This is a genomic window from Desulfuribacillus stibiiarsenatis (assembly GCF_001742305.1).
Taxonomy (GTDB): domain Bacteria; phylum Bacillota; class Bacilli; order Desulfuribacillales; family Desulfuribacillaceae; genus Desulfuribacillus_A; species Desulfuribacillus_A stibiiarsenatis.
The window spans coordinates 117,287-138,206 of the sequence record NZ_MJAT01000012.1 but is presented as its reverse complement, the minus strand read 5'-3'; the positions used below and the strand labels follow the sequence as shown (position 1 = coordinate 138,206).

Sequence of the window (20,920 nt, the reverse complement as noted above, 5' to 3'; positions counted from 1 at the left end):
TGAAGCCTACACATCCCTTATCAAGCCTTCTTTTAATGCATAGGTTGCTGCCTGGATGCGATTTTGCATATGAAGTTTCTCCATTATGTTACGTAAGTGATTTTTTACTGTATTCTCAGAAATATGTAATTCAGTCGCTATATCTCGATTCGTCGCACCGCGAATAACTAGTTGTAATACTTCAATTTCCCTTTTTGTCAAAGGCTTCTTTTCGCGCTCTATCTTAGGCTCACTAGAAAATTGACCATCTGTAAAGTGTTCAAATATCTTAGTAGCCATCAAGCCAGAAATCGGTGTTTCCCCACGCATCACACCTAATAAGTATGTGACAAGATCTTCAGGTTCTAAATTTTTCAAAAGGTAGCCTTGTGCGCCTGCTTTAATGGACTCAAATAACTTATCATCATCATCACTAACTGTAAGCATGACGATTTTCACGTATGGCATTTCCGACTTAATAATTTTCGTCGCCTCTAAACCATTGTATTTAGGCATATTGATGTCCATTAAGATGACGTCTGGCATGAGCTCTCTAGCCTTTTCAATTGCTTCTTCACCATTACTAGCTTCACCGGCAACCTCTATGCCTTGTTCTTCATTTAAGATATTAACTAAACCTTTACGAAATAATATGTGATCATCAACTAACAACACGCGGATTAAATCCATGAAAAATCTCTCCTCTCATTTTCACTATGTGGAATTTTTACAATGACCTTCGTTCCTTTACCTTTGGCAGACTCTATCACCATTGTCCCGCCAATTGAATTCGCTCTTTCTTCCATGATTGTCAGCCCATAATGTCCTTCTGGGGATCCATTACAGTCAAATCCTTTACCATTGTCTGCGATTTCTATGAACGTTTGATTATTCTCATCCCTACCCACTGTTATCTTTACCTGAGTAGCTTGAGCATGTTTGCGAATGTTATTTAACGCTTCTTGAATGATTCGTCCAATTTGAATTTTTGCTATCTCCGATAACTGACTTGTCGTCTGATCTAAGAAATCAACTTCTACCTGAATTTTATGTTGGTTTTCATAATTCTTCGCATGAACCCCAATCCAATGATGCAAGCCTTTAGAGAAAAGCTCTTTATCTTTTAATCCGTGAATCGAGTCTCTGACTTCCTCATAGGATTGTTCAATGGCGTCCGTAATATCCTTCATAATAACTTTCGCATCTGAAATTTTTTCTTCTTCTAGAAGTCGTTGTAGCTTTTTTAATTGTAACTTTACATATCCAATGGTCTGTGCAACCCCATCGTGTATTTCCCGTGCTAATCTTTCACGCTCTGCAACAGTTGCTAGGCTTTCTATCTCTTGATATAAACGCGAATGTTCCAATAATACGCCTAGTTGATTGGCAATTCCATACAGAATAAAGATTTCATCATCATTATATTGATAAAATTTACGATGAGCAATGAAAATCGCTCCGTAAATCTGCTCCTCATATGTTAAAGGAACAGCAATCCCCGATACTAGTTTTTCCACTTTCATAATTGGCATGTTATCAGCGGTAGGTAATGGTATCTTGTGAGGATACTCTTCTACTTTCACTATCGTCCTTCGTTCTATACAAAGACCCGCTACACCTTCACCCTTCTTATGGCGAATCATCTTGTGTTTATCCGTCTTATTACCAGCTACAAAGCGCCATTGTATTTCGTTTTTTCGTTGATTATATAAGGCAAGAGCAACAAAGTCTGTCTTCAATAAGTCTAACACTTGTTTCACCGCTATTTCTAAATTACTTGCTACATCTCGAAAAGAGCCTAGCTCAATCCCTAACTTATATAGAGACTCTGTTTGCTTTAACTTTGCCTGTTGTTCTATGTACTTTTTAAGAAGTTTGTTCAGTATAATATAGTTTCCTACAGCAAGTAGAACACCTGTAACTAGCGCAATATAATACGGCGGGAAGCTTTGGGCATCAATATTAATTGTAATTTGATACCTTAGAAATTCTATTAAAGCCACAAATATTGCCACTATGATCAGGAGGATGGTTATAGGATTATTCTTCATCGCAAAAACCTGCCTAACATATTGTTTTTCCTCAATTTTTTTTAGATTTTTCTACTCTCTATCTCTCTTTTTGTAATAATTGCTTTGATCAATGCTGGTTGATCGATGCTATGATCTCCAATTATGTATGCTTGCTGAATCAAGGATAGTGCTTGCCCAATATCAGCTTTAGTGGAATATGCCTCTGCTATCTGCTCACCCACTTGCACAAACTCTCCTGGCTTTCTTAAAAGCCTAACGCCTGCAAAATAATCAATCGCACTTTCTTTCGTTTCTCGGCCTGCGCCTAAAATCATAGAGGCGTGTCCAATTTGTGATGCTGAAATATGCTGAATAAATCCTGAATGTTTTGCTGTGATTATCTTGCAATTTTCTTTTGAGATTAAAGACTCCTCTTGGTTAATTAGAATCTGTAAATCTGCACCCTGGGCCTGCATAAACTCTAAAAAGCATGCGTATGCACTGCCATCATCAATCGCCTGTGTTGCCATTACTTCGGCCTCACCTTCATTGTTAGCAAGTTGACCTAATAATAACATATAGGATGAGAGCTTGATACACACTTCTAAAAGATCTTGAGGACCATTGCCTTTAAGTGTTTGAATTGCTTCGTATACTTCTAAAGAGTTCCCGACAGCATATCCTAATGGCTGATCCATATCGCTAATTATGGCTACAGTAGAACGCCCTAGATTTTCTCCGATTGCAACCATTTCTTTCGATAGCTTAACAGCCTCATCGAACGTTTTCATAAAAGCGCCACTACCAACTTTAACGTCTAATACGATGGCATCCGCACCAGCTGCTATCTTCTTACTCATGATAGAGCTAGCAATAAGAGGGATTGAATCAACAGTAGCTGTTACATCACGAAGAGCGTATAGCTTCTTATCTGCAGGGGTTAAATTCCCTGATTGTCCTACAATCGCTAATCGCTTTTCGTTGACTTGTTCAATAAATTGATCAACTGTTAATTCCGCACGAAATCCTGTGACAGATTCTAGTTTATCAATGGTTCCACCCGTATGTCCAAGTCCCCGTCCAGACATCTTTGCTACTGGTAGTCCACAAGCAGCGACAATTGGAGCAACAATTAAAGTTGCTTTGTCACCAACGCCTCCAGTACTGTGTTTATCTACTTTCAATCCACTAATTCGGCTCAAATCGATTGTATCACCGGATTTCACCATTTCCAATGTTAATTGAGCCGTCTCTTCAGAAGTCATTCCGTTCAAGTATATAGCCATCAATAATGCTGATATTTGATAATCTGGTATCTTACCATGTACATAATTCTGTATGAAATAGTGAATTTCCTCTTCTGTGAGTCGAAGGCCATCTCTCTTATTAACAATAATGTCGTACATTCGCATGAGGAATCATCCTTTTTACAGGTTATGTTATTTTCTAGGCATTTAATATTACATATTAGCAATAAAGCTTCGAACGAATTGTATAAAATGATTTTTCACTCGTTCTGTTGTCTCAATCACTTCTTGATGCGATAATGGTTGCGGTAAAATTCCAGCAGCCATATTTGAGATACATGATATTCCTAACACCTTTATCCCACTATGAACACCAATAATGACTTCGTGTACTGTCGACATCCCAATGGCATCTGCGCCGATTGTTCGGAGCATACGTATTTCTGCTGGAGTTTCATAGCTAGGCCCCGTCATTCCAGCATACACTCCTTCTCTTACATGGAGTCCTTGAGATTCGGCAATGACTTTAGCCTTTTCTCTTAGTTGCTTATCATATGCATTTGACATATCAGGAAAGCGAGGTCCGAATTGATTCAAATTATGGCCTATTAAAGGGTTTTGCCCTGTCAGGTTAAGATGATCTGCAATCAACATCAAATCCCCTGGTTGGTATTCTTTATTCACCCCACCAGCAGCATTTGTCACAATCATTGTATCTACTCCCAACAGTTTCAACACACGAATTGGAAAAGTTACTGCTGCTAAATCGTACCCCTCATAGTAATGAAATCTTCCTTGCATGGCTATGACCTGTTTGCCTTCAAGTTCTCCAATCACGAATTGACCTTTGTGCCCTTCAACAGTAGATACTGGGAAGTGCGGTATTTCGTTATAAGGGAGTTCTATTCCCTGTATATTATCTGCTAATACTCCTAGTCCAGAGCCTAAAATCAATGCAACTTCTGGCTTTTGAGTGAGTTTGCTTTGAATATATTCAACTGCTTCATTTAATTGTTCGATATAAGTCATCTCTATAATATCCTCCTAAATATTAGCGTAAAAACTTGTTCCATTGGCTGGTCGTTTCACTTGTAATGCCTCCGAAATCGTAGCAGCAATATCTGAGAAAGAACTTCTAATCCCTAAATCGTTTCCTACCGCTATATTGTTGTGATAGACAATAATCGGAACATATTCTCTCGTATGGTCCGTACCTGCGTGTGTAGGATCACAACCATGATCTGCTGTGATGATTAACAGGTCTGTGTCATTTAGGTTCCGAAGGATTCTAGGTATAAAATCATCTACTTCCTCTAAAGCCTTTGCGTACCCTACTGGGTCATTACGATGGCCGAACATCATGTCAAAATCAACGAGATTCGTAAATATAAGGCCTTTCGTATCCTTCATGAGTTCTTGCTCTAACACTTCTAAACCGTGATAATTGCTAACGGTTTTATAGCTTGTCGAAACCCCTTGTCCACCAAAAATGTCGTATATTTTTCCTATTCCAATCACTTCATGATTCGATTCTACCACATGATCTAAGATTGTAGGCTGAGGGGGCAATACGGACAAATCCTTCCGATTCGGTGTCCGTTGAAAGGCATTAGCACTACCAATAAATGGTCTGGCTATAACCCTTGCAACAGAATACTCGCCAACTAATAGCTCCCTCGCCACTTTACATATACGATATAACTCATCCAATGGTATCACTTGTTCATGCGCAGCTACTTGGAACACGCTATCAGCAGAAGTATATACAATTGGCGCTCCTGTTCGCATATGCTCTTCGCCTAGTTCGTTAATAATGTCCGTTCCACTAGCAGTCTTGTTTCCTAGAATATTTCTACCAATCGCCTCACAAAAAGGTTTGATAATCTCCTCTGGAAAGCCATTCGGATACGTATTGAAAGGAATGTCCGTCTTCAACCCTGCAATCTCCCAATGTCCTGTAGTTGTATCTTTCCCGACAGATGCTTCTGCCATTTTCCCATAATGTCCCTGTGGCTCTTCGCTTAGTTGTAATCCCTGTATAGAAATGATATTCCCTAGCCCAAGTGCCTGTAAATTAGGTAAATGTAATCCCTTTACGTATGTCGCGACATTTGCCAACGTATTCGCACTTTCGTCCCCGTATTTATTCGCATCAGGAAGTGCACCCACTCCAACACTATCCAAAACCAGCAAAATGACTCTTTCAAATCTTTTCATACGAACCCTCCTATGAAAGACATCCCCAAGTTTAAGCTCGGGGATGATGACTGCTATATACTTCCTTTAGTTTTAGTTTCACGTGATGTTTGTATACTTGCGTCGAGGCAATGTCGGAGTGACCTAACATTTCCTTTACAGCATGTAAGTCAGCACCACTTTCAATCAGATGCGTTGCAAATGATTGACGTAACGAATGGGGTGTAATCTCCTTACTAATATCTGCAATATCTGAATATTTTTTTAGAATCTTCCAAAACCCTTGTCTGGATAATCGTTGACCGTGATTATTGAGGAAAAAGGCTTGTTCTTCGTCAGATCGTAAAAAGTGTCTTCTTCGTTCTTGTAGGTATTGCTCTTGCGCTAAAGTCGCATTCTTACCCATTGGGATAATTCTTTCTTTACCTGTTGAACGACAATAAATATATCCTGAAGTGATATTTATATCAAAGATATTCAAGGCAACAAGTTCTGAAACTTTAAGACCTGTTGCATACAACAATTCTAACATCGCCTTGTCACGTACTCCCATAGAAGTGCTCATATCAGGCTTTACTAGAATTTCATTAATTTCTTCAATTGTTAAAGCTGATGTTTGTTTTTTCTCTACTTTCGTAGATTCGAAGTCTAAAGTTGGGTCTTGCTCAACAATTTGCTTACGCAATAAATATTGAAACATCGCCCTTAAAGATACTAGGTTCCTATTTACAGTAGCCGCTGCTCTACCCATTTTTTGAAGTAATTTAAGATAATCATAGACAGCACGTTTCCCATGCCACTGACTACTCATACCATTCGTATTTACAAATAGGATGTATTGCTTAATATCACGCGAATAGGAGTCTAATGTATTCTTAGCAAGGTTTCTTTCTTGTGTTAAATATTCAAAAAAGTCCTCGACACACTTTTCTAATTCTATTGTGCAATAGGTATTCATAACACATACTCCTTTAATACTTCTTTATTAACATAATTCAACACATCAATGTACTTTTCCTTCTTTTTATTGCAAGTTCATTTATTCACCATATATCATAAAATGTTTCCAATGATAGAGAACGCGCTCCATTGGTTGCGTCGAATCTTCATGAGAAGCGACTTTAACAGCCCTCCCATACGGTTCTTGATAGCGATCGTACGGCATTATATATCCTACTGTTAAATTCAGTACTAGGTAGATGACAAACGTTAATGTGAAAAAAGTTACAAAAAACATTAGGCTGTCCTTCACAAAGCATTTAAATATTTTTAGTCGTTTCATGGAAACAGTCCTTTCTACCGTTATCCATTTATAAATATTCGATAGAAATTAAACTAGAAGTCTTTTTAAGGCATTTGCTAAATATGATTTATAGTTCATAATCATTTACACTTTTTTATAATTCTTGTAGACTTAATAGTGTTCTAAGTTAGAAAGTTAATGATTATGCAGTACCACTTTCTTAAAGAGACGGGTGAAATCTTGAGGAAACTTCAATATTTGGGTCTATACGGTTCATTTCTATGTATAGTGATTTATGTTTTAGGTTCTTACTCAGCGTCTAGCTCTTCTCTTCGATACGAAGAAAACGTTTCTATTCCACCTGAGATTCAAGAAATACATATTTCTGAATTTCAACCAACGAATATATGCAAAGCATCTATAGAGACAGAAGTTACAACGAATACAGGGCAAGATCTCTTCAATAAAAATTGTAGAAATTGTCATGATCTCGTCCCACAACTCACTGTATCTTTTGAAAGCCGCCAAGTAAACTTGACTCCACTACCCATTGACCAGGCTGTTCAAGTCATCAACTACGGCCAAGGACACATGCCAGTTTACGGGCACATTCTTTCTGACCAGGAAATCGAGATTCTATATTTATATCTAAAAGATATTCTCAAAGAGCACTTATTTACCCTCAAGCAGGAAATCTATTGAAATAACAAAAAACAAGCAAGGATTCATTTCCTGCTTGTTTTTTCGCATAATCGAATGTATGTATTTATTCAATTTTCATCTTCGGGCGTTCGCTCTTAGGCTTGTCTTTGCAGTCTTTGCAGTATCCAAAGAAGCTAAGTCTATGATCTACTATTTGGAAATTTTTAGTAGACTCGATTCTTTTCTCAATTTCCTCTAATAAATCGTCTTCAAACTCTTCTAACTTCCCACATTCCAGGCAAACAATATGGTGGTGATGATGTCCTTCATCATCGCTGGTGATTTCATATCTAGCTACTCCATCACCAAAATTCAACTTATGTACAATACGCAGCTCACTTAATAATTCTAATGTACGATACACAGTAGCTAGTCCTATATCTGGGGCTTTGTCTTTCACTAGCATATAAATGTCTTCTGCACTTAAATGTTCTTTATCCTTTTCTAGTAAAATTCGGACAGTTGCTTCCCGTTGTGGAGTAAGTTTATAACCATCTTCTTGCAACATTTTCTTTATTTCATGTAGTTTCTCATTCAAGGGCCTTCCCTCCAGTCGATAGCAAATGCGACAGCTAATATCTACAATGTCTACATTTATGTGTCCATTATAAAATATTTTTACCAATAACTCAAACAAATTCCAAGAGTTTATAAAAATATGGTGCTAAATATGCTTCGTACATTGACGCAAGCAGGACTAACACAATACTTATAACCATAATTAATATATATTGTAAAAATTTCGAAAACAATGGTTCGCCAGCTTGTACGATACGATTTTGTATTAATTGTATGGAAAATACTATGCCTGACACTCCTACCAATATAGTGACTGGTACCATAATTAGATTCTGTGGCAATATTGCCCCTAACGCTAACTTCATGCCCTGGTAAGAGTATTGTTCAAGCAAAAACGTTGTTGTAAATCCAATCGAAAATCCTTTCACAAATACAACTAATATAATAAATGGCAATCCAATCACTGACAAACCGAGGATCCATAAAAGACCGATAAATTTAATATTTTGGCCAAGGGCTTCCCATAGGATTTGATTGGTAGATAATTGATGTTGATGACTGTATTTAATAAAACTATTGAAATACATATATAACTCGTTTTTTTGATTGCTTTGCAATGCTTGTACCACAAGTGTACCAAAGAGGATACTAATAGAGAAAAGCACCAAAAGAAAGATAAAGATAAGTATATGATTACTGACAAATCTATGTGTCGATTGAAAGATTCTACTAATCATGTTTGTCCCTCCCATTTACTCTTACTTTATGAATGGAGGACAACCATTATGACACTGAAATTTATAAGTATTAAGATTTCACCTTTCCATAGACTCCGCCAATATATTCATCTCTGTCTGAAAATGGGAATTTTGTGTACTCCACCATAATAGCGCTGTAATCGTTTTTGCATCTCGTATTTCCTGTGTGTCTATCATGTGTAAGGCGTCTTCTAACGTTATATGAATACACTCTACAAATTCATCCTCGTCAGGGCTTGCACCGATTTGCTCAAGTTGCTGCGCTAGATAGATATGGATTACTTCATTGGCAAACCCAGGGGAAGTATAAGGCGTCATGATCTTTTTCCATGCATTTGCTATGTATCCTGTTTCTTCTGTTAACTCGCGTTTCGCACATTCTAGTGGATCTTCATTCTCTTCTAATTTTCCCGCGGGAATTTCCAAAGATATTTGTGCCATTGGGTAACGGTATTGTTTCACTATTATGATTTGCCCTTGCTCGTCAATTGCTAATACTGCTACAGCGCCTGGATGTTCGACGACCTCACGATTGGCTTCTTTGCCATTGGGAAGTAGTACTGTATCCTGATACACTTTTATCAATTTCCCATCAAAAACTGGTTGGCGTTTTATGCGTTTTTCTTCCATACTATGATTCTCCTTCTCTTTTACTGCCATTAGAATATATTAGCGACAAAGCCAATTATTTATCTATCATGATCAGCAACAACCTTGACAATTTCCACAAGCAATCGAGATGCTTGATATATCTGTTCAATTTCAATACGTTCATTGACGGAATGAATATTCTCCATACCTATACCCAAGTTTAGTGTGCGAATCCCATATCCGTTAAAGATGTTAGCATCACTTCCGCCGCCACTACCCACGAGCTCAGGGATAACTCCAATGTTCTCCATAGCTTTCTTCACAATCTTTATTTCTTCATCCTGCTCTGTAAACGAAAACTCTGGATATTCTTCGATAATATCTAAAGCTATAGTAGCTCCGCGTTTTTCCGTTGCTTTATGAAGTTCAGCTTCCATAGCTGAAATTTGTCTGGCCAATTTTTCTCGATTTAAGCTTCTAGCTTCGCCTTTGAGAGTTATCGATTCACAGACGATATTGGTTGCCTTGCCTCCTTCAATGATTCCAATATTAGCTGTCGATTCTTTATCAATTCTACCTAAGGGCATGTGGTAAATCGCTTCAGCAGCAATTTCAATTGCACTAATTCCATCTTCAGGATTTACTCCTGCATGGGCAGCTTTTCCTGTGATTGTTGCTTGTAAAGTCTTCTGCACTGGCCCTTGAATTACAATTCGCCCTACATTCCCGTTACTATCTAAGGCAACTCCCATGTCAGCTTTCAAAAGATCGCGATTGATGTTCTTAGACCCTAATAAACCGCATTCCTCACCAACTGTTAAGATTATAAGTATATTTCCATGCTCCATTTGCTGCTCACGAATGACATGCGCCATTTCAAGGATTGCTGCTACTCCTGCTTTATCATCTGAGCCTAATATTGTTTTTCCACAAGAATACACATACCCATCCTTAACGACTGGCTGAATATTCTTACCTGGTACTACTGTATCCACATGTGCTGTAAACATAATACTCTTCGCTTTTTTCGTTCCAGGTATTGTAACAATAATATTCCCTGCTCCTACTTGTGCTTTTGTAGCAGAATCATCTTCCACTGCATTATATCCCATATTTTGAATTATCTCTAATAACTCATTGACGATTAAACGCTCATTTCTAGTCTCACTATCGATTTTTACCAATGCTAAAAACTGCTCTAAAAGTCGTTTCTCATTGATCACAAATATTGCCTCCTGTTCTAAAAATGTAAACACATGATATCACAACGTGAAGGGACTCTGCAATTGTACCCATACTATAATAGGACGTTATTACAATGGGATGTTCCCATGTTTTTTTGAATGCTTTTGTGGATTTGATTTTGTTTGTAGACACATCAAGGCGCTTTTAAGTTTCCTTCTTGTTTCGTTTGGATTTATGATTTCATCAATAAGTCCATATGAAGCAGCTATCATTGGATCAGAATCAGGACTGTTCTTAGTGTCTTTCATTATAGCTTGTAAACCCTGAGGTCCCATAACAGATATTTCTGCTGTTGGCCAAGCGAATACCATATCTGCACCAATACTCTTACTATTTAAAGCTACATATGCGCCTCCATATGCCTTTCTTACAACTAGCGAGATCTTAGGTACAGTAGCCTCTGCATAAGCATATAATAACTTCGCTCCATGTCGGATAATCCCTAGTGCCTCCTGTTGCTGACCAGGAATAAAGCCTGGAACATCAATAATAGTAAGAATCGGTATATTGAAGCAATCGCAGAATCTGATAAACCTTGCAGCTTTATCGGATGCGTCAATATCAATTCCACCTGCTCGATATTTTGGTTGGTTGGCAACTATGGCAATCGTGTGACCACCTACTCTTCCAAAACCAATCATAATGTTCTTCGCATAGGTTGCTTGGATTTCAAAAAACCTATGATTATCCATTAGCTCTAATACAATATTCCGCATATCGTAAGTCTTATTCTTCTCATATGGTATACATGCTTCTAGCATTTCATTATAGAGTTCCCCTATGTACTCTATATTCCTAGGATATTCTTGATGATTCTGCGGTATATATTCAAGTAATTGTTGAATCGAATGAAACATCTCTTCTTCTGATTCTCGCACTAAATGACACACTCCACTGGAATTGGCATGGATATTAGTTCCACCTAAATCATTGGCAATGATTTTTTCACCAGATATTACCTCAATGACTTTCGGTCCGGTAATAAACATCTGGCTTTGATTCTCTACCATACATACAAAATCCGTTAAAGCAGGTGAGTAAACAGCTCCCCCAGCACAAGGGCCTAGAATAATTGATATCTGCGGTATTTTCCCTGATAATTCAACGTTTTTGCGAAAAATATGGCCATAGCTATCGAGGGCTAAGACACCCTCGTTAATTCTTGCACCCCCAGAGTGTATGAGTCCGATAACTGGAGAGCCACATTTCTCCGCGAGCTCATATAAATGCGCAATTTTTTTGCCATGCATTTCTCCTAATGATCCGCCACAAAAGGTGAAATCTTGTCCGTATATAAACACTTTTCGATTCGCTATGGTTGCATAACCCGTGATTACACCGTCCCCCATGCTGTTTTGTTTATATACGCCTTGACTCATTCTTGATGTCACGAATGCATTAATTTCTTCAAAACTATCTTGATCACACAATATTCTAATTTTCTCTCTCATTTTATCCATCGTTTCACCTCATCAATGTTTCATGTCCAAAAATTTTTAATGTCCTGCTTTTTCATTGCAAAGCTAACTACTGGCATAGCTCTAATAACACCCCAGACATTGATTTAGGATGGATAAAGACAATTTGTGAATGATTGACACCTTTCGCATGTACAGGCTCGAGTAATTCAATATTCTTTTCTTTCAATGTTTTGATCGTATGCTGCATATCAGATACCTCTAGAGCGATATGATGTATACCTGGTCCCTTCTGCTGTATAAATCGATGGATTACGCTATCTTCATCGATTGCTTGCAGTAATTCGATTCTGATATTTGCTGCCTGAAGAATTCCAACCTTTACCCTTTGATTTGGAACAGTAAATGTACCTATATATTGAAAACCTAATAGAGATTCATAAAGATATTTCGCATCGTCCAGGTCTTCAACGGCAATCCCAATATGATCAATAGTAGGTAATTGTTTCATAGCAACACTTCCTAACACTTTAAGTCTTCTATAATTTTTATGTATAAAAAACAAAAAAAACACCGCGTTTGCGGTGTTAGTCGAATATATATATTTGTATTAGCTTTCCCTCGGGTGTGAACAACGCACCAATTTCTGTGTTCAACTGGATATCCGCAAACGCTGCATGCTTTACTGCAGTATTTACTTTATCTGTTGAAATATCGCGGATTATCGGAATGTTCTTCATATCAATCATATTCGGCGCTTTAATATCTCTAGCATCCACTGATAATTGTTCCACTTGAATCCGTTGTTTGCCAGAATCAATTGCTTTGACTAGATAGCTAACCCAATGTTTCTGCTGTATCGCTTGCCGATCCTCAGTATTTTCTAATTTTACAGGTATGGTCACCGTGCCAAGTTTCCCGCCATCTCGTAAGCTTAATTCATATAATTCTACATACGCTTGTGATGCAAGATTTTGCGGTAATTCAAAGAATATTTCTTGCTCAAAATATCCCCAATCCGGAATCCCTTTCGTAGCAAAGAACGATCCACTCGCAAGCTCTTCCTGCTTCTCTGTAATGACACGATAGTAGACTGTCGCATCAAAAGTTCGTGCAATGCCTTGTATCATAATTGAATCCTTAAGAGTTGCATTCGCTTGTGGAGATGCTACTTTAATGAGTTCAGAGCTAGACTGCTGGAATTCTGATATCGATTCTATACCATAAATCTCTGGAATCCAAACTTCTATTTCTGCCCCTTGCCAGTCGTTAAAATTCACATTTTGATACTCTCCATCCACAACCACCAATGCTGTTGGATACGATGTTGTTTCTGTCACAACCTCATTAAATCTAGGCTCTTTAATCTTTGTGAAGATGTATAATGCATCTTCTAAAACGTATACTTTGTCTATATTTACCGCAAAACCAGATGTCGTTTTCTTCCCTAAAGAAACGAAAATGTATGTTTTTCCATTCAGTGCATAGGATTGTCCCGCGAAGATATCCTTGGATGATTCAACCCAAGTTTGGATGACACGTGGTGCACGATTGATATCTTCTGTCTTAAACATCATGTCTTTTAGTAATGATCGATCCACACCAAACTTTTTCATATGACTTTGTTCTTCTGCTATCGAAAGACTGAAGTTACGAGCATCTCGGCCGTCGTTAGTGAACTCGTTAGCAGGATCAGCTGGGCTTGGTATAGCTTCCATCGAAAGCTCTAAGTCTTCCATGACCCGAGGTGCTTCCCCTGCATATGGGTCGCCATTTAGGAACGAACCATTGCTTATGAGTATGGCAATCAGAATCGAAGCAGCAATTGCCACTGGTGCTAGATACTGCTTATATCGATTGAACAACGGTCGTTGTTTCACTACGTCTTCTGTACTGGGCTTTTCTTCCATTTGCTTATTTTGCTGTATTATTTCCCCTGAATCAATTCGACTTAAAATGTCATCAATACAGCTATCTTCCATTGTCACTTGCGGAAGTTCGAGTAATTGCTGATGCAGTTTTTGAAATTCATCATATTCTTGTTTACAAGCGGGACATTCTTCTAAGTGCTGTAAAAGCTCCGCAATCTCCGCTTCTGTCAAATCATTATCTAAATACCGTTGAATGTTAACTTCATATTTTTCGCAATGCATTATGACACCCCCCCACACATTGAAGTTCGTAGTAACTCTTTAAGATGTTTTCGTGCCCGGAAGAGATGGGTCTTTACTGTATTCTCAGGTATCTCCAAGATATCAGCTATCTCTTTATACGTCATATCTTGCAAATAGCGTAACACAACGACAAGTTTATATTGCTCTGGTAGCTTTTGTACGGCTTCACGTACTTCTTGGCTTTTCATCTGGCCTTCCACCTGTTCTTCAACACTGTATCCCTCATCTGGAATATATTGATAAGCTTCGTTGTCAAGGGAGAACAGTTGAGCTTTTTTCTTTCGAACTTTATCTAAAAAGATATTGGTTGTAATCCTCTGTACCCATACTTTAATAGAAGCTTGACCCTGATAGGTATGAAACTTTTGATAGACTCGTAAAAGAGTATCTTGAGTTAAATCCTTCGCATCTGCCTCGTTCTTCGTTAAATAATATGCAGTTTGATAGATTGCATTTTCACTATTTTTCAAAATGACAACCAGCGCTTCACGGTCGCCCTGTTTTGCTAGATTAACGATTTCTTCACTGATCACTGCAGTTTTTGCCTCCTTAAAAGTGAGGAATTCAATTATGAAATCTATCATACTAGACGAAGTGTGTTCTGAAAAGGTTTCAGCATGTAATAAATTCCATAATTTTTCACTTTAACAGGAGTTATTTTATCTCATCCTTTAGTTTTTAGGCAATACAATAGTTTTTGGTAATCATTTATTGTATAGTAGCTTTTGTCTCTTTTACTGTATTCTTTGTTGGATTCGTGAGTAAGAAATTTCTCTTTAATAGTAGAAAAGTAATGATAAGACAACTAGTTATGATTCCTAGGTAAGTTATGTTTGGCACGGAAAAGTTCCAGTATATCGCACATAATGAACCTTGAATTGCCGTACCAATATTACCAATGTTCATCTTTTGCTTGGCCTCAAAAGGTATATACGTGAGGACTGCAACGATGATTGGAATTGCTAGAATCCAAATCTCTTTCAGGGGAAATACGAAGAAAAATACGAAGTGATGCATCAAAAAAAGTTTGCCTGTTGCTGTCGGTTGATCTCGCAACAAATGAAAAATATTTGTATAAAGAACAATAATGATTGCACCGAAAATCCATAAAAGCGTTTCATTTGCAAGAAATGAACTGATAAACAGCGCTAAAAAGCAACCAAAAGTTTGGCGCACCAAAGTAGCAGAGAGGTACCCGTTGCGCAAATGTGCTAAATGTTGATTAGCCCCTTTAATTAAATCTAATTTCCCACCGACGTCTTCAAACAATCCAAGGAATCCATAGCCTAATATGCTTATAATCAAAACTTGTGTAAGCAGTTGCACTTCACTCTTTACAGCCATTGCAGAAACCCATTGAAATCCATTGTGTAGTGCAAATAAATAAAAAAGAGCAGTTAACGCAATAGCAAATCCTCCAATTTGCGGTAACGGCTTTTTCTGAAGATTTTTTCTCACTATATGATAACGTAAGCAAATGTTAATAGTTTCTTTCACGAAAAAACGAGTCAAGTTATATGTTACTAATGAAGCTAAAATCACAAGTATTATCCACATACCTAATTTCGTATCCATATCAGTTCTCCTCTTCATGTAGTAATAGACATGATTAGTATGCGAAGGAGAGAGGATTTTTATTCTATTAATGTATTATTTTGATATTTTGACTTGGGATTCAACCATCTGTTTATACTGGCGGTAGATTTTATGAGAAACAGTGAAATCGCGTTCTTGATTCTCAAATACCTGCTGCCCATGGGATAATACCCTCTGTACAGGCACGATCTCATGTACGGAGTTTGTTAAAAATATCTCACGACATTGGGATAACATCTCAATTTTCATCGTCGATTCTAAAACCTTTAAGCCGACAGTACGTGCAATATCTTTCACTATTCCACCGGTGACACCAGCGAGTGGACCATCTTCTTGAGAAGGAGTCCATAAGATAGGGGTATTGTTCTGATTGTCTATCAACACAGCGAAAAGATTGGAAAACGTCGCCTCAACAATCGATTGCGAAGAGTTTAACATAAGACCTTCGAATGCCTTAGGATTTTTTACTTGTAGCTCTCTTCTTGCGAGAATTAAATCCGTCATGTGCAGTGCCTTTACTCGCTCATTGGTAATACTTGGTGCTCGAAGGGTTTGTAAAACCTCGACTTCGATTCCGGTCGTATGAATATCGTGTGGCAGACTTGGGAGTTCTCTTCGAGTGATAAAAAATGAAGTCTGTTGACTGGTATTCCAGTTAAGGACTAGGTTAGGAGTCACAGTCATTCGATATACCCCATCACAATTTATATCTTGTTTGGTGTATGCTTGATGCAATTGTAGCAAATATCTTTCACCTTCCTCTAATGAAAAAGGGACTTTCATATGAAGTTGCTGGCAACCTCTGACTAATCTTAGATAATGTTCGTTCCATGCAAAGAAAACACCACGATATGTACGCAGTGTTTCTATTAAGCCATATCCATATTGAATCGATCCGTCAAATACACTGATTTTCGCGTCCAACGCTAATCGAATCTCGCCATTCAATAACACAAATTCATTCGGAATTGTATTCATATGGATTCTCCTGAACTATGTAAGACTTCCCATAATGCCCTTGCCTTTTTCATGGATTCCTTATACTCTCTTTTCGGAATTGAATCGTATACGATACCAGCCCCGGCTTGGACAAAAGCCCAACCATCCTTAAATATCGCTGTACGAATCACGATATTCAGCTCCATATCTTGTTGAAAGCCTAACCAACCAATGGATCCTGTGTATAAGCCTCTTTTTACTGGTTCTAATTCTTCTATAATTTCCATCGTTCGGACCTTTGGTGCACCTGTAATTGTACCCCCAGGAAAAACTGCTCTTACGATATCAAACAAACTCTTATCATCCATTAACTCACCACGAACATTCGATACGAGATGTAATACGTGTGAGTATTTCTCAATGGCAAATAATTCATCCACTTCTACAGTACCATATTTACAAACCCTACCTAAATCATTTCTTTCTAAATCAACTAGCATAATGTGCTCTGCGAGCTCCTTCTCATTGGTCATTAACTCATCTATTAAACGTGATTCATCCTCTTCATTGAGGCCCCTAGAGCGTGTACCTGCAATTGGACGCGTTTCAACCATTGAACCTCTAACCTTCACAAGTAATTCTGGAGACGAGCTAGCAATTACAAATTCTGGAGTTTGAATAAACGACATATATGGAGAAGGATTCTTCTCAACTAGTGCACGGTAAATTTGTAATGGTGAATTTTGTGTCCGTAAGCCTCTTCGTAACGATAGATTGACCTGGAACACATCACCCGCCTTTATGTAATCAATGATTCTATCAACTGCATCACAGAATCCGTCTTCTGTAAAAGATTCTTCCAAATACTCACGCGTGTTACATGCATCGATAATCTTTTCTTCATCGTTAGATTGGATAGCATAATCTTTATACTGGTCCTTATCTGAATGTGATGGATTAGAAGAACTAAAGATTATACTTTCTATCTCATCAATTCGCTCACATACATCAAGATAGGATTCATCATCTAGTGCATTGGCAAATAAATAGATTTCATTGTTCTGATGATCAACAGCAATCCCATCACTGACAAGCGAGAAATAGTATAACGGCAGCCGAAGATCATCAGATGCCGTGTTCGGTAAATTCTCAATATATCGTGCAATATCGTAGCTAAAGAAACCAATTAACCCACCATAAAAAGGCATATCAACCGATACCCTTGGACCTTGGTATTTCACAAAATAGTCTTCTAACAGTAATAATGGGTCACCATCAATGTTGATAGGAGCTTGTCCTTCAGAATTGCTAATTTGAATTCCATTTTCAGTCCCCGTTAGAAAAGCAACGTTACGAACAGCATAAAATGAATATCTACCGATCCTTGGACTGTGTAATAAAATTTGATATTCTGAAGGAAAAGCATCGCATAAATCAATAACTGTCCCATGAAACGCTAGTTTCTTGATCACAGGAATCACCGTATATTCACTTTTCCATTGAGTATACGTTTTATCGTCAATCAGGTACTGCTTATTCTGAGCTATCATCGTGATTTTCTGTTACCCCTTCTTCGCTTGAATCCGTTAGTTTTCTTGGTGGTCGAGGACCGAAATATTGAAAGAAGTACGTCTTAATATTCCCATTGAAAAGCTTTCGATTTTTATCTGCTTTTTTCCCAAAAGCACTTTCAAAATTCTCATAGCCCGTTAGAATGAAATGCGACCACGTGTCAAGCTTTCTAAAAACTTGTCCCATTTCTTTATAAAGAGCATACATTTCATCGATTTCTCCAAGTCTTTCTCCATAAGGAGGGTTACAAATAATGTAGCCGTACTTTTTCTTGGTCTGCATTTCTTGAAACGGCAATGTTTGAAAATGGATGTCTGAATCTACCATCGCATCATATGCGTTTTGACGCGCTACTTTTATTACTCTTTCACTCATATCGGTACCAATAATCTTAAGTGGACGATCATAGTCGGCAAGATCGTGGGCTTCTTTTCTCGCATCTGTCCATAATTTCTTCGGGACTTGCGGCCACTCTTCTGAAATAAAATTCCGATTGATTCCAGGGGCAATATTCCTACCTATCAATGCAGCTTCAATCGGAATCGTTCCAGAACCACAGAAAGGGTCCATGAGAATACGATCTGGGTGCCATCTGGATAACTGAATCATTGCTGCAGCCATCGTTTCTTTCACTGGTGCTTCACTAATCAATTTTCGATATCCGCGTTTATGTAATCCAAGCCCCGTAGTATCAATCGTTAAAGTAGCAATATCATTTAATAATGCAACTTCAATACGGTACATTGGACCATTTTCTTCAAACCATTCAGTTTTGTATGTTTTTTTCAGACTCTCTACGATTGCTTTCTTCGTAATAGCCTGACAGTCTGATATACTGAATAATTTGGACTTTACTGATCTTCCATCAACAGGAAATTGGCCGTTCTCAGGAATCCAGTCCGCCCACGGCAGTGCTTTAGTCTTTTCAAAAAGTTCCTCAAACGATAATGCTTTAAACTCACCAATCTTCAAACGAACTCTTTCCGCTGTTCTTAACCACAGGTTGCTCCGGCAAATAGCCGACTCATCCCCGATAAAAGTTATACGACCATTTTCTACTTGCTTGATTTCATATCCAAGCAGCATAATTTCTCTTTTAGCCACTGCTTCGAGGCCGAAGGTTGTAGTCGCAATTAATTCTAATTTAGTCATTTATAGTAAACCCCTTATTCATTGGTTTTTGTACACTCATCCAACTTTGTTGCAGCACTCTCTTTCCCAAACTCTTGATAGTCTGCATATGCTTCCGATTGCGCACAGAATCGGATGTCATTGACTTCGTCATAGTGATTCTCCAAGACAGTGACAACTCTTTCATCTAAAGCATTTTCTTCTACTTTTTTCTTAAGTATTGTTAATACCTTTTCCTTCTCAAGTCCAGTTCGATATGGACGATCCTCAGTGATTGCAGTAAATATATCAGCTACTGCCATAATTCTCGCACCTAAAGAAATATCTTCACCTTTTATATGGAATGGATATCCTGTACCATCGAGTTTTTCATGATGGTACGCAGCCCATTCCGTAATTTCTCGGAAGCCTGGAATTGCATCCAACACTCGATACGTATGATATGTGTGACTTCGAATCACATTGAACTCATTGACTTGCAATTTATCTGGTTTCTCCAAGATCTCTTTAGGGATTGCAAGTTTTCCTAGGTCATGTAAGTTGCCTGCAATCCGCATTTTCTTACATTCGCGCTCGGAAAGACCGATTAACCGGGCAATTGCTTCCGCTGTTGCACCAACACCACTGGAGTGCGTAGCTGTAAAAGAACTACGATAGTCAATGATTTGACTAAACATCCTTGTAAAGTCTAATATGTCCATTAAATCTAGTTCTATCGATGAAATCTCCGTACTTTGCGATAAAATTTGCTCAATATTTGGCGATACAATATCAAGCCAGAAATACTCTTTATCTGCTAAACCACAAAAAGCATCCACCACTGAAGGGCAGTATAGCGTAGAATCACCTTTTTGTATTATAGAGACGATGTTTTCCGTTTGTCCAAGGATTTCCTCCCTACGATTAATGAGAATTTCTACGCGGTCAGCCAAGTGTAGGATGTGTCCACCAATAGGAACTTCTTCCCCTTCGAAACTTTGTCCTGCACCATCTTTCCAAGGCAGATGATGAAAACGAACCATTTGTGCCATTTTCTGCATGGGAGCAAAATCCTTAAGAAGCTGATACCCGACCTCTGCATGGAGATTCCCATTACTAAATTCATATTCCCTTGCAAATAATCTTTCACGAAACGATAAAGCTCCTACGTCATGAAGAATACCGGCAAGAACAATGTTATTAATATCCTTAACCCGCAAATTCATCTCTTCTGCTATTTTTAAGGCTATATATGCGACTCGCTTGTGATGATTGACAATATCCTGGCTAACTAAGTCCATCGCATTCGACAAACTGGTCACTAAGTCAAATAATGAAACCCTCAGCTCTCGTTTCACAAGATCATCTCCCACTTTTCTTCTCACTCTATATAGTAATAATACTAACTTCGAAATTTTAAAATTTATACTCTCTTAATGTCATTCAAGTTATCAAAACTGCCACTTCTATTTTAATATTATAAAGAAAACTTGGCATTCGCCAACCTTTAGCGAAGCACGCAAAGTATAAGTCTCGCTATATGCCTTGCATAAGTCTCGCTTTAAGAACGCTTTAGTTGCACTAACGCATAAACACAGCAGTTTACTGCTGATATGTTG

The 20,920-nt window shown here is 38.1% G+C and carries 21 protein-coding genes; 1 reads left to right on the top strand and 20 read right to left on the bottom strand.

The window, feature by feature from the left end; all coding sequences use genetic code 11:
- Positions 1–6: 6 nt before the first annotated feature.
- The 7 genes from BHU72_RS06275 to BHU72_RS06245 all read right to left on the bottom strand — a co-directional run bounded on the left by BHU72_RS06275 (position 7) and on the right by BHU72_RS06245 (position 6,671).
- A complete protein-coding gene (locus BHU72_RS06275) occupies positions 7–669 on the bottom strand; it encodes a response regulator (protein ID WP_069701782.1) in 663 nt (220 codons plus the stop codon).
- Entirely contained in the window at positions 660–1,994 is a 1,335-nt protein-coding gene (locus BHU72_RS06270; protein ID WP_218076108.1) for a GAF domain-containing sensor histidine kinase, read from the bottom strand. The genes BHU72_RS06275 and BHU72_RS06270 overlap by 10 nt, the downstream gene beginning before the upstream one ends.
- 77 nt (positions 1,995–2,071) lie before the next feature.
- Positions 2,072–3,403 carry a pyrimidine-nucleoside phosphorylase gene (locus BHU72_RS06265; protein WP_069701780.1) on the bottom strand — a complete coding sequence of 444 codons (1,332 nt, stop codon included), beginning with the start codon at positions 3,401–3,403 and terminating at the stop codon, positions 2,072–2,074.
- Between the two features lie 48 nt (positions 3,404–3,451).
- Positions 3,452–4,267: a purine-nucleoside phosphorylase gene (locus BHU72_RS06260; protein WP_069701779.1), complete on the bottom strand. Its 816-nt coding sequence runs from the start codon at positions 4,265–4,267 to the stop codon at positions 3,452–3,454.
- 15 nt (positions 4,268–4,282) lie between these two features.
- Positions 4,283–5,455, bottom strand: coding sequence for a phosphopentomutase (locus tag BHU72_RS06255; RefSeq protein ID WP_069701778.1), 1,173 nt, complete (start codon positions 5,453–5,455; stop codon positions 4,283–4,285).
- Positions 5,456–5,486: 31 nt separating this feature from the next.
- The gene (locus tag BHU72_RS06250) at positions 5,487–6,392 is read right to left on the bottom strand and encodes a site-specific tyrosine recombinase (protein WP_069701777.1); all 906 of its coding nucleotides are present in this window, start codon (positions 6,390–6,392) and stop codon (positions 5,487–5,489) included.
- 81 nt (positions 6,393–6,473) lie between these two features.
- Positions 6,474–6,671, bottom strand: a complete 198-nt coding sequence (locus tag BHU72_RS06245) for a DUF4227 family protein (protein ID WP_069701776.1) — start codon at positions 6,669–6,671, stop codon at positions 6,474–6,476.
- A gap of 294 nt (positions 6,672–6,965) precedes the next feature.
- On the opposite strand from BHU72_RS06245, the gene BHU72_RS06240 reads away from it, so the two are divergent.
- Positions 6,966–7,379 carry a c-type cytochrome gene (locus BHU72_RS06240; protein WP_176720420.1) on the top strand — a complete coding sequence of 138 codons (414 nt, stop codon included), beginning with the start codon at positions 6,966–6,968 and terminating at the stop codon, positions 7,377–7,379.
- A 64-nt stretch (positions 7,380–7,443) separates the two neighbouring features.
- Here BHU72_RS06240 and fur read toward each other — a convergent pair whose 3' ends face one another.
- The 13 genes from fur to BHU72_RS06175 all read right to left on the bottom strand — a co-directional run bounded on the left by fur (position 7,444) and on the right by BHU72_RS06175 (position 20,659).
- A complete protein-coding gene (gene fur, locus BHU72_RS06235) occupies positions 7,444–7,917 on the bottom strand; it encodes a ferric iron uptake transcriptional regulator (protein ID WP_069701774.1) in 474 nt (157 codons plus the stop codon).
- A gap of 91 nt (positions 7,918–8,008) precedes the next feature.
- Complete coding sequence (gene spoIIM / locus BHU72_RS06230; protein WP_069701773.1) at positions 8,009–8,635, bottom strand: stage II sporulation protein M; 627 nt, start codon at positions 8,633–8,635, stop codon at positions 8,009–8,011.
- A gap of 78 nt (positions 8,636–8,713) precedes the next feature.
- Entirely contained in the window at positions 8,714–9,286 is a 573-nt protein-coding gene (locus BHU72_RS06225; RefSeq protein ID WP_245671865.1) for an NUDIX domain-containing protein, read from the bottom strand.
- Positions 9,287–9,345: 59 nt separating this feature from the next.
- Complete coding sequence (locus BHU72_RS06220) at positions 9,346–10,470, bottom strand: M20/M25/M40 family metallo-hydrolase (protein WP_069701771.1); 1,125 nt, start codon at positions 10,468–10,470, stop codon at positions 9,346–9,348.
- 90 nt (positions 10,471–10,560) lie between these two features.
- Positions 10,561–11,952 carry an acyl-CoA carboxylase subunit beta gene (locus tag BHU72_RS06215; protein WP_069701770.1) on the bottom strand — a complete coding sequence of 464 codons (1,392 nt, stop codon included), beginning with the start codon at positions 11,950–11,952 and terminating at the stop codon, positions 10,561–10,563.
- 67 nt (positions 11,953–12,019) lie between these two features.
- Positions 12,020–12,421: a methylmalonyl-CoA epimerase gene (mce, locus tag BHU72_RS06210; protein ID WP_069701769.1), complete on the bottom strand. Its 402-nt coding sequence runs from the start codon at positions 12,419–12,421 to the stop codon at positions 12,020–12,022.
- A gap of 76 nt (positions 12,422–12,497) precedes the next feature.
- Positions 12,498–14,063, bottom strand: a complete 1,566-nt coding sequence (locus BHU72_RS06205; RefSeq protein ID WP_069701768.1) for a Gmad2 immunoglobulin-like domain-containing protein — start codon at positions 14,061–14,063, stop codon at positions 12,498–12,500.
- Positions 14,063–14,617 carry an RNA polymerase sigma factor gene (locus tag BHU72_RS06200; RefSeq protein ID WP_069701767.1) on the bottom strand — a complete coding sequence of 185 codons (555 nt, stop codon included), beginning with the start codon at positions 14,615–14,617 and terminating at the stop codon, positions 14,063–14,065. Before BHU72_RS06200 ends, BHU72_RS06205 begins: the two co-directional genes overlap by 1 nt.
- A gap of 175 nt (positions 14,618–14,792) precedes the next feature.
- Positions 14,793–15,659: a hypothetical protein gene (locus tag BHU72_RS06195; protein WP_069701766.1), complete on the bottom strand. Its 867-nt coding sequence runs from the start codon at positions 15,657–15,659 to the stop codon at positions 14,793–14,795.
- 75 nt (positions 15,660–15,734) lie between these two features.
- A complete protein-coding gene (locus tag BHU72_RS06190) occupies positions 15,735–16,658 on the bottom strand; it encodes an aminotransferase class IV (RefSeq protein WP_069701765.1) in 924 nt (307 codons plus the stop codon).
- Positions 16,655–17,827, bottom strand: a complete 1,173-nt coding sequence (locus tag BHU72_RS16635) for an anthranilate synthase component I family protein (protein WP_495657303.1) — start codon at positions 17,825–17,827, stop codon at positions 16,655–16,657. The genes BHU72_RS06190 and BHU72_RS16635 overlap by 4 nt, the downstream gene beginning before the upstream one ends.
- A gap of 325 nt (positions 17,828–18,152) precedes the next feature.
- Positions 18,153–19,343: a THUMP domain-containing class I SAM-dependent RNA methyltransferase gene (locus tag BHU72_RS06180; RefSeq protein ID WP_069701764.1), complete on the bottom strand. Its 1,191-nt coding sequence runs from the start codon at positions 19,341–19,343 to the stop codon at positions 18,153–18,155.
- 14 nt (positions 19,344–19,357) lie between these two features.
- On the bottom strand, positions 19,358–20,659 hold the full coding sequence (locus BHU72_RS06175; protein WP_069701763.1) for an HD-GYP domain-containing protein: 1,302 nt from the start codon (positions 20,657–20,659) through the stop codon (positions 19,358–19,360).
- Positions 20,660–20,920 lie beyond the last annotated feature (261 nt).

Coding starts and splice junctions, on each gene's coding strand:
- BHU72_RS06180 (WP_069701764.1), bottom strand. CDS start 19,343: ATGACTAAATTAGAATTAATTGCGACTACAACCTTCGGCCTCGAAGCA.
- BHU72_RS06245 (WP_069701776.1), bottom strand. CDS start 6,671: ATGTTTTTTGTAACTTTTTTCACATTAACGTTTGTCATCTACCTAGTA.
- mce (WP_069701769.1), bottom strand. CDS start 12,421: ATGAAACAATTACCTACTATTGATCATATTGGGATTGCCGTTGAAGAC.
- BHU72_RS06260 (WP_069701779.1), bottom strand. CDS start 4,267: ATGACTTATATCGAACAATTAAATGAAGCAGTTGAATATATTCAAAGC.
- BHU72_RS16635 (WP_495657303.1), bottom strand. CDS start 17,827: ATGCCTTTTTATGGTGGGTTAATTGGTTTCTTTAGCTACGATATTGCA.
- BHU72_RS06265 (WP_069701780.1), bottom strand. CDS start 3,403: ATGCGAATGTACGACATTATTGTTAATAAGAGAGATGGCCTTCGACTC.
- BHU72_RS06190 (WP_069701765.1), bottom strand. CDS start 16,658: ATGAATACAATTCCGAATGAATTTGTGTTATTGAATGGCGAGATTCGA.
- BHU72_RS06215 (WP_069701770.1), bottom strand. CDS start 11,952: ATGGATAAAATGAGAGAGAAAATTAGAATATTGTGTGATCAAGATAGT.
- BHU72_RS06255 (WP_069701778.1), bottom strand. CDS start 5,455: ATGAAAAGATTTGAAAGAGTCATTTTGCTGGTTTTGGATAGTGTTGGA.
- BHU72_RS06225 (WP_245671865.1), bottom strand. CDS start 9,286: ATGGAAGAAAAACGCATAAAACGCCAACCAGTTTTTGATGGGAAATTG.
- BHU72_RS06205 (WP_069701768.1), bottom strand. CDS start 14,063: ATGCATTGCGAAAAATATGAAGTTAACATTCAACGGTATTTAGATAAT.
- BHU72_RS06195 (WP_069701766.1), bottom strand. CDS start 15,659: ATGGATACGAAATTAGGTATGTGGATAATACTTGTGATTTTAGCTTCA.
- spoIIM (WP_069701773.1), bottom strand. CDS start 8,635: ATGATTAGTAGAATCTTTCAATCGACACATAGATTTGTCAGTAATCAT.
- BHU72_RS06250 (WP_069701777.1), bottom strand. CDS start 6,392: ATGAATACCTATTGCACAATAGAATTAGAAAAGTGTGTCGAGGACTTT.
- BHU72_RS06275 (WP_069701782.1), bottom strand. CDS start 669: ATGGATTTAATCCGCGTGTTGTTAGTTGATGATCACATATTATTTCGT.